This window comes from Mangrovicoccus algicola, assembly GCF_014903745.1.
GTDB classification, from domain to species: Bacteria; Pseudomonadota; Alphaproteobacteria; order Rhodobacterales; family Rhodobacteraceae; genus Mangrovicoccus; species Mangrovicoccus algicola.
On the sequence record NZ_JACVXA010000012.1, the window covers coordinates 89,622 to 96,673 of the forward strand.

The following is a 7,052-nucleotide window of genomic DNA, read 5'->3' on the forward strand; positions in this document are numbered from 1 at the left end:
CTGTCTCAGCGGCGGCTGCTGCGGCTGTTGGTGGCGCCGGAAACGGCGATGCTGCTCACGCCGGCAAGCTCGGCATTCGAGATGAACCGCCCGACACTGACCCTGTGCACGGGCTGCGCGCCTGCGGGAACCGGATTGACCGGCGGGCGGACGCGGAATTCCAGGCGGATCTCGGTCTCGACGGCTCGCGGCCCCGCCGGGGCCACCAATGCGACATCCCAGTATCCCGGCAGCGTCCGGCCCGTCGCCGTGACGATCACCCCGCCGGGCGTGGGCTCGATGCTCATCTCCTCGACAACCGGGATCAGCTCGCGTCCGTCGGCCGTCGGGTTCGGATAGCCGCCCTTCGGTTCGAGGCTGTTCGGCGAATCGCGCCCGCAAGCTCCGGTCAGCCCCAGAGCGGAAAGCGACAGAAGGACGGTGCGGCGGGTCGTCAGGATGCGTGTCATGGCCCGTGCGATAGCCCAAAACCGGCGCCGGGGGAAGCCGCTCCCTTTGCCGCACGGGCTGGACCCCTGCCCGGAAAACCCTTACCCCTCGGACCATTGCGAAGGAGACCGCGATGGCCAGTGCCGCCTTTGAAGAGATAGCCGACACGTTCGAATTCCTGGACGACTGGGAAGACCGCTACCGTCACGTGATCGAATTGGGCCGCGCGATGGAGGGGCTCGACCCCGCGCTGCAGGTTCCCGCCACCAAGGTCGATGGCTGCGCCAGCCAGGTCTGGCTGCATCCGCGAATCGAGGGAACCGGGCCCGCGGCGCAATATGATTTCCGCGGCGAAAGCGATGCCATGATCGTGCGCGGCCTGATCGCGGTGCTGCATGCACTCTATTCGGGACTGAGCGTCGCCGAGGTGCTGAAGGTCGATGCCCATGCCGAACTGGCGCGGCTGGGCCTGGACGAACACCTGTCGGCGCAGCGGTCGAACGGGGTGCGCGCGATGGTGCAGCGCATCCGCGAACAGGCCGCCGAGGCCGCGGGCTGAGGCTCAGCGCCGCGGCACCGCCAGCGCCAGCGCCACTGCCAGCGGAACCGCCACGGCAAGGACCGGTCCGGGCAGTTCCCCGGACAGGCCCCATCCCAGCGCGATGGTCAGCGCCGCCGCCAGGGCCGCGCCTCCGGCGAGGAACAGGAAAAGACGTAACGGCATCGGGCCCTCCTTTCACCGCAGATGGGGATGCGCCGTGCCCAGGTCCAGCCATGCGCATGGCGGCTTGCAAATGTTCCGTGTCTGTTCCATGGTTCCGGCATGGAGCCCGACATGCGCAGACACCCCATCGCCCCCGAAAGACGCCGTGCCCGCGGCGCGGCCAGCAATGACACGCCGCGCTTCGACGCTCTTGCCCATGTGCCCTTCAATGACGGATGGGACATCGCCGAAGACCTGCCCTTCCTGCGCACCCATGTCGCGCATGAACAGGCCCGGCGGATCCTGACGCGCAACACCTCTCCCGATATCGGCTTCGACCGGTCGATCAATCCCTATCGCGGTTGCGAACACGGCTGCATCTACTGCTATGCCCGTCCCAGCCACGCCTATCTGGGCCTGTCCCCGGGGCTGGATTTCGAAACCAGGCTGACGGTCAAGCCGAATGCGCCCGATCTTCTGGCGCGCGAGCTCTCCGCGCCGGGCTACAGCCCGCAGCCCATTGCCATCGGCACCAATACCGATGCCTACCAGCCGATCGAAAAGCAGCACGAGGTGATGCGGCGCATCCTGGAGGTGCTTCTGGATTTCCGCCATCCCGTGACGATCACCACCAAGGGGACGCTGATCGAGCGCGATCTGGACCTGGTGTCGCGCCTGGCCGAACGCGGCCTGGTGCAGGTCGGCATCTCCGTCACCACGCTGGACCCGGCACTGTCGCGGAAGATGGAGCCGCGCGTCCCCGTCCCCGCGCGGCGCCTGGGCACGATCGCGCGGCTGTCGCGGGCGGGGGTGCCCGTGCGGATCATGATGTCGCCGGTCATCCCCGCCCTCACGGATCACGAGATCGAGCGCGTGCTGGAGGCGGGCAAGGCCGCGGGGGCACGCGGGGCCAGCTGGATCATGCTGCGCCTGCCGCTGGAGGTGGCAGACCTGTTCCGCGACTGGCTGCAGGAACACTATCCCGACCGGGCCGCCCGGGTGATGGCGCGCCTGCGCGAAACCCAGGGCGGGCGCGACTATCGTCCCGACTGGGGACGGCGGATGCGCGGCGAGGGGGTCCATGCCAACCTCGTGGCGCGCCGCTTCGAGCTGGCGGCCCGCAGGCTGGGGCTGGACGGGCCGCTGCCCCCGCTGGACCTGGCGCAGTTCCGCGTCCCTCCCCGTCCCGGCGACCAGCTCAGCCTGTTCTGAGCCGACCGCGGGCCCCGCGCTCAGGACAGGACCGGCGGCGCCCCCTGGGGCTGGCGGGCGGCCTGAACGCCGATGCGCATCCCTCGGCCGATCCGCGTCGCCATGGCATGGATTGCCGCCGCCTGCTCCGGCGCCAGCACCTCTTCGGCCGCGGCCCGGAAATGGGACAGCCAGATGTCGAAATGCCCGGGGGCGATATCGGGATTGGCACTATGGACCTGCTGCGGATTGCCCTCATACGCGGAGCGGTCCAGCCCCGTCGCCTTGCGCCAGAACCCCGCGATCCAGGCCTCGTGGCGCCGCCAGCAGGCCGCGTCGGGTCCGATCGCCGCGGCAAAAACCGGGCCCAGCTGGGGATCCTGCCGCAGCCTGGCATAGAAGACCGCGACAAGGCGGTCGATCTGGTCGCTTTGCAGGGGATGCTGCGCGGCATCGGCGGGCATGGGGCCTCTCCTCGGATGGCGGACGGTCGCAGCATAGCGCGCCTCCCCGGCCCGAGCCACCGCAACCGGCGGCTGCCCGCCTTGAAGGCATCCCGGCGCAATGCCGCCTGTTTCGCAGGCATGACGGATGGCGATCTGCTGGAAGGAAGGGTGTTCACCACGCCGTTTCTTGCGTCGGCGCGGCATCGCATCAGATGGGACGGCGGGGGGATCATGGTTCTGACGGAGACACCGATGATTTACCTCAAGATCGCGCTTTTCTCCCTGCGCCAGCTCAGCGCACTGGGCCTGTGGCAGGCCGGGGCCGAGCTGGGCGGCAGTCCCGAATTGCGGCGCCGCGCGGCGCGCCACCGCCGGCTGCAATCCGCCGCGGCGGAGGCGCTGCGCGATCAGCTCCGTGCCGATCTGGCCAGTGCCGCCCCGGCCCCGGGCCCCCGCCCGCGGTGAGGCGCGGGACCGCTAGCGCGCCAGCACCAGATCCGCGCGAAGCCCGCCATGGGATGCGCTGCTGCCCAGCCGCAATTGGCCGCCATGGCTGCGGGCGATATCGGCGGCGATGGACAGGCCCAGCCCCACCCCGGGCAGGTTCTGGTTGCGTGCCGGGTCCAGCCGGGCGAAGGCCTTGACCGCCTGGTCGCGCTCGGCCTCGGGAATGCCCGGCCCGTCATCCTCCACCCGCAGGATCAGCGCCTGCCGCCCGGCCTCGAGACTGACCCAGGCGTGGCTGCCATAGCGCACGGCATTGCCCACCAGATTGTCCAGCGCCCGCGCCACCGCCATCGGGCGCAGCTGCACGATGCCGGTCTCGTCGCAGCGCCCCAGGCTGACCGGCTGTCCGCCGCGGGAGGCGCGGCCGACGAAATCCTGCAGCATCGCCGCCGCGTCCACCGGCTCGGGCGCCTCCAGGGCATCGCCGCGGGCGAAGGCGAGGAACTCGTTGACCAGCCGTTCCATGTCCGCCACGTCGCGGGTCAGTGCCTCCACCTCCTCGCTTTCCTCCATCAGTCCCAGTTCCAGCCGCATCCGGGTCAGCGGCGTGCGCAGGTCGTGGCTGATCCCCGACAGCATCAGCGTGCGGCTCTCGATCTGCCGCTCGATCCGGTCGCGCATGTCGAGGAAGGCCAGGCCCGCCGCGCGCACCTCGCGCGCGCCCGAGGGCTTGTAGGCGGTGTGCCGCCCCTTGCCGAAGGCCTGCGCAGCGGCCGCAAGCCGGGTGATCGGCCGCAGCTGGTTGCGCAGGAAAAGATAGGCGATGGCCGACATCAGCAGCCCGGTCGTGATCATCAGCACCAGCAGCTGATGCGGATTGGCGGCCGAGATCCTCTGCCGCGGAAAGCGCAGATCGACGCTGCCATAGCGGGTGGGCACGCGCATGTGGACGCTGCTTTTCGACCGTTTCAGGTCGATCACCTCCGCCTCCGGCAGCCCCTCGCGCAGGGCCGAGATCACCCGCCAGCCCGAGAGGTCGTACCAGCGATACCCGTCGCTCAGTTCGTCCTGGGCGGGGATGGTCACCCGGATCTGCAGTTTCGGTCCCAGGTCGCGCGCCACCAGCCGCGCCTCGCCCAGGGTCGGCGCATCGCCGATTTCGTCCAGGAGGTAATGCAGTTCCAGCAGCACGCCCTCGGACATCTGCGCCGTGACATCGTCGATATGGCGCTGGATGAAGACCACCGACACGACCAGCTGGAGGATCACGACCGGCAGCAGCAGGATCAGCGTCGCCCGCCCGGTCAGGCTCTGGGGCAGATAGGGTTTGAGACTCGGCACGGCCATGGCCTAGCTCTAGCAGACCCAGCCGCCGCGCAAAGCGGCAAAACGCCGGAGCGCCGCCGATGACCGACCCCGCAGAAACACGTCCCGCAGCGGGCCAGCCCGAGCGCCTGGCCCCCGGGCTGGCCCGGATCCTGGCGCCCAACCCCTCGCCCATGACCTTCCGCGGCACCAACAGCTATCTGCTGAGCTGCGGCGCGGACCGGGCGGTGATCGATCCCGGCCCGGACGATCCGGCCCATCTCGCGGCGCTGCTGGGCGCGCTGCAGAGAGAGGGGCTGACCATGATCCTCGTCACCCATGCCCATCGCGATCACTCCGCCCTTGCCCCTGCCCTTGCGCGCGCGACCGGCGCCCCGGTCCTCGCCTTCGGCAACGCCACGGCCGGGCGGAGCGCCGTGATGACCCGGCTGGCGGCGGCGGCGCCGATCGGCGGCGGCGAGGGGATCGATGCGGGATTCACGCCCGATCGCTGCCTGGCGGATGGCGAGATCCTGCCTTTCGGCGACGGCCGGATCGAGGCACTGCATACGCCCGGCCACATGGGCAACCACCTGGCCTTCGCCTGGAGGGACGCGATCTTCACCGGCGACCTGGTGATGGGCTGGGCCTCCTCGCTGGTTTCGCCGCCCGACGGGGACCTGGCCGATTTCCTGCGCTCCTGCGCGAGGCTGCGCGCGCGGCCCGAAACCGTCCTGCATCCCGGCCATGGCCCGGCGATACCCGACCCGGCGGCGCGCATCGACACGCTGCTTGCCCATCGCCATGCGCGCGAGGCGCAGATCCTCGACGCGCTGGCCCGGGCGCCGGCCGACCTGTCCGGGCTGACCGCGCGGGTCTACGAGGGGACACCGCCCGCACTCTGGCCCGCCGCCGCGCGCAATCTTCTGGCGCATCTGGTGGAGCTTGTCCGGCGCGAGCTGGTCCTTGCGGAACCTGCGCTTTCCGCGACGGCCCGCTTCTCGCTGCGTCAGCCCGAAAAAAGCGGATCCGCCCGCAAAACGCCCCTTGCGCCCCCCGGGGGGCTTGGGTAGACACCGCTCCACAGCGTTCCGGCGTAGCTCAGCGGTAGAGCAGTTGACTGTTAATCAATTGGTCGTAGGTTCGATCCCTACCGCCGGAGCCAAATCGACCTTCGGTTTGGATGCTGGGTGCGAAAGCACCGAAACGGGTCCGCGGAGATGCTCCGCGAGGATCCAGGGCGCAAGCCCGAACTGGTCCGGCGTAGCTCAGCGGTAGAGCAGTTGACTGTTAATCAATTGGTCGTAGGTTCGATCCCTACCGCCGGAGCCAAAATCCCTCAGATATAGGCAAAACGCCTTATTTCATTGGGTTTCCCATGAGGTGACCTCCGACCAGAGTCGGAGCCACCTGTGCACGTGCACAAATTGGTGCACAAATCCGTGCCCGAACCGGTGCACACCGCGACTCCCGGATGCCCTGGAACCCGTTTCGGAGGCTGCCCGCATGGCCGGAGTCGCACACACCCCCCATCTCGAAAGACGCCCCTCGGGCTACTTCTTCCGCCGCCGGCTTCCGCGCGCGTTCCGGGAGATATCGAACCCTGGTCAAAGTTCGGCCATCTGTCTCAGCCTTCGGACCGACGTCCTCTCCGAAGCGACATGCCGCGTCCGCGCCCTCACGGCGCTCACGGACCTGGCCGTCGCGCTGACGACGGAGAGACCGGTGGATCATCTGAGCCCCGAGCACGTGACATTGCTGACCGAATTGGCGCGCTGCCAGATCGCCGCCCACGAAGCCCTGCGGGCGTCGGCCGAACCGCGTTCCGAGGCGGCGGCGAATTTCGCGGCGCAGACCGAGCGCGCAACCCAGGACATGCTGCGCCGGGCCCTGGCGCTCGGTGATCGGTCCCCGGTCACGGACCCCTTGCGCGAGATGGCGAGGCAGTTCGGCGTGACCCTCGACGAGACCAGCTCGGACTGGCGCGCGCTGGCGTTCGAGGCTCTGCGTGTCATGCTCGACGTGTCGCGCGAACGGGAACGGCGCGAGCTCGGCACCTACGAGGAAGCGACCCCGATCTTCCGGTCCGTCACGGCAAGCCGGTCGGCCTCCGCGACGGTCACCATGTCCCGACTTGCCTCGCAACCACCAGCTCCGGTCCCGGCCATCCCGCCCGCAGCCGCGCCAATCGCGATTTCCGTGCCGGTGTCAACCATGCCGGCGGCCACCACGCCGGCCGAACCACAGATGGCCTGTCCCGGTCAGAACCAGGTCGACACGACTGGCGTGGAGCCCGAGACCGCAGCGCCCATTGTCGAGGACAATACATCCCATGCGCCCTCTTCCCAGGAACGCGTGCCTATTGCCGTCACCAAGACGAAGGAGGCGGCGCCGTTGCCCTCCGCAATGCCGCGGGAGGAGCCTCAGATCCTGATCGATCAATCGCTCCTCTCGGACAAGGCGCGCGCCGCCCTGGCGAAAGGGTCCTTGTTGAGCTATTCGACCGGTAAGACGAGGAGCCCCTATCTCTT

General features: G+C 69.3%; 9 protein-coding genes and 2 tRNA genes. 7 read left to right on the top strand and 4 right to left on the bottom strand.

All coding sequences use genetic code 11. The features are described 5' to 3' along the window. Window positions 1–5: 5 nt before the first annotated feature. A complete protein-coding gene (locus tag ICN82_RS06410) occupies window positions 6–449 on the bottom strand; it encodes a hypothetical protein (RefSeq protein WP_193180878.1) in 444 nt (147 codons plus the stop codon). Between the two features lie 113 nt (window positions 450–562). Here ICN82_RS06410 and ICN82_RS06415 point away from each other — a divergent pair, with 113 nt between their 5' ends. Beyond that, the gene (locus tag ICN82_RS06415) at window positions 563–988 is read left to right on the top strand and encodes a SufE family protein (protein ID WP_193180880.1); all 426 of its coding nucleotides are present in this window, start codon (window positions 563–565) and stop codon (window positions 986–988) included. A 3-nt stretch (window positions 989–991) separates the two neighbouring features. Here ICN82_RS06415 and ICN82_RS06420 read toward each other — a convergent pair whose 3' ends face one another. After that, on the bottom strand, window positions 992–1,153 hold the full coding sequence (locus tag ICN82_RS06420) for a hypothetical protein (RefSeq protein ID WP_193180882.1): 162 nt from the start codon (window positions 1,151–1,153) through the stop codon (window positions 992–994). Between the two features lie 111 nt (window positions 1,154–1,264). On the opposite strand from ICN82_RS06420, the gene ICN82_RS06425 reads away from it, so the two are divergent. Continuing rightward, window positions 1,265–2,344: a PA0069 family radical SAM protein gene (locus tag ICN82_RS06425; protein ID WP_193180884.1), complete on the top strand. Its 1,080-nt coding sequence runs from the start codon at window positions 1,265–1,267 to the stop codon at window positions 2,342–2,344. 20 nt (window positions 2,345–2,364) lie between these two features. On the opposite strand, the gene ICN82_RS06430 is transcribed toward ICN82_RS06425, so the two are convergent. After that, on the bottom strand, window positions 2,365–2,787 hold the full coding sequence (locus tag ICN82_RS06430; RefSeq protein WP_193180886.1) for a group III truncated hemoglobin: 423 nt from the start codon (window positions 2,785–2,787) through the stop codon (window positions 2,365–2,367). 234 nt (window positions 2,788–3,021) lie between these two features. Between ICN82_RS06430 and ICN82_RS06435 the strand changes: the two genes are divergently transcribed. Further along, on the top strand, window positions 3,022–3,234 hold the full coding sequence (locus ICN82_RS06435; protein ID WP_193180888.1) for a hypothetical protein: 213 nt from the start codon (window positions 3,022–3,024) through the stop codon (window positions 3,232–3,234). Window positions 3,235–3,246: 12 nt separating this feature from the next. Here the strand turns inward: ICN82_RS06435 and ICN82_RS06440 are convergent, their stop codons facing one another. Then, complete coding sequence (locus ICN82_RS06440) at window positions 3,247–4,563, bottom strand: ATP-binding protein (protein ID WP_193180890.1); 1,317 nt, start codon at window positions 4,561–4,563, stop codon at window positions 3,247–3,249. 59 nt (window positions 4,564–4,622) lie between these two features. Here ICN82_RS06440 and ICN82_RS06445 point away from each other — a divergent pair, with 59 nt between their 5' ends. From ICN82_RS06445 to ICN82_RS06460, 4 genes are all read left to right on the top strand, one after another. After that, window positions 4,623–5,594 carry an MBL fold metallo-hydrolase gene (locus ICN82_RS06445; protein WP_193180892.1) on the top strand — a complete coding sequence of 324 codons (972 nt, stop codon included), beginning with the start codon at window positions 4,623–4,625 and terminating at the stop codon, window positions 5,592–5,594. A gap of 17 nt (window positions 5,595–5,611) precedes the next feature. Next, window positions 5,612–5,686 (top strand) — tRNA-Asn (locus tag ICN82_RS06450). A gap of 92 nt (window positions 5,687–5,778) precedes the next feature. Then, window positions 5,779–5,853, top strand: a tRNA-Asn gene (locus ICN82_RS06455). Window positions 5,854–6,246: 393 nt separating this feature from the next. Further along, the coding region (locus ICN82_RS06460; RefSeq protein WP_226898316.1) for a hypothetical protein at window positions 6,247–7,052 on the top strand (806 nt) is incomplete at its 3' end.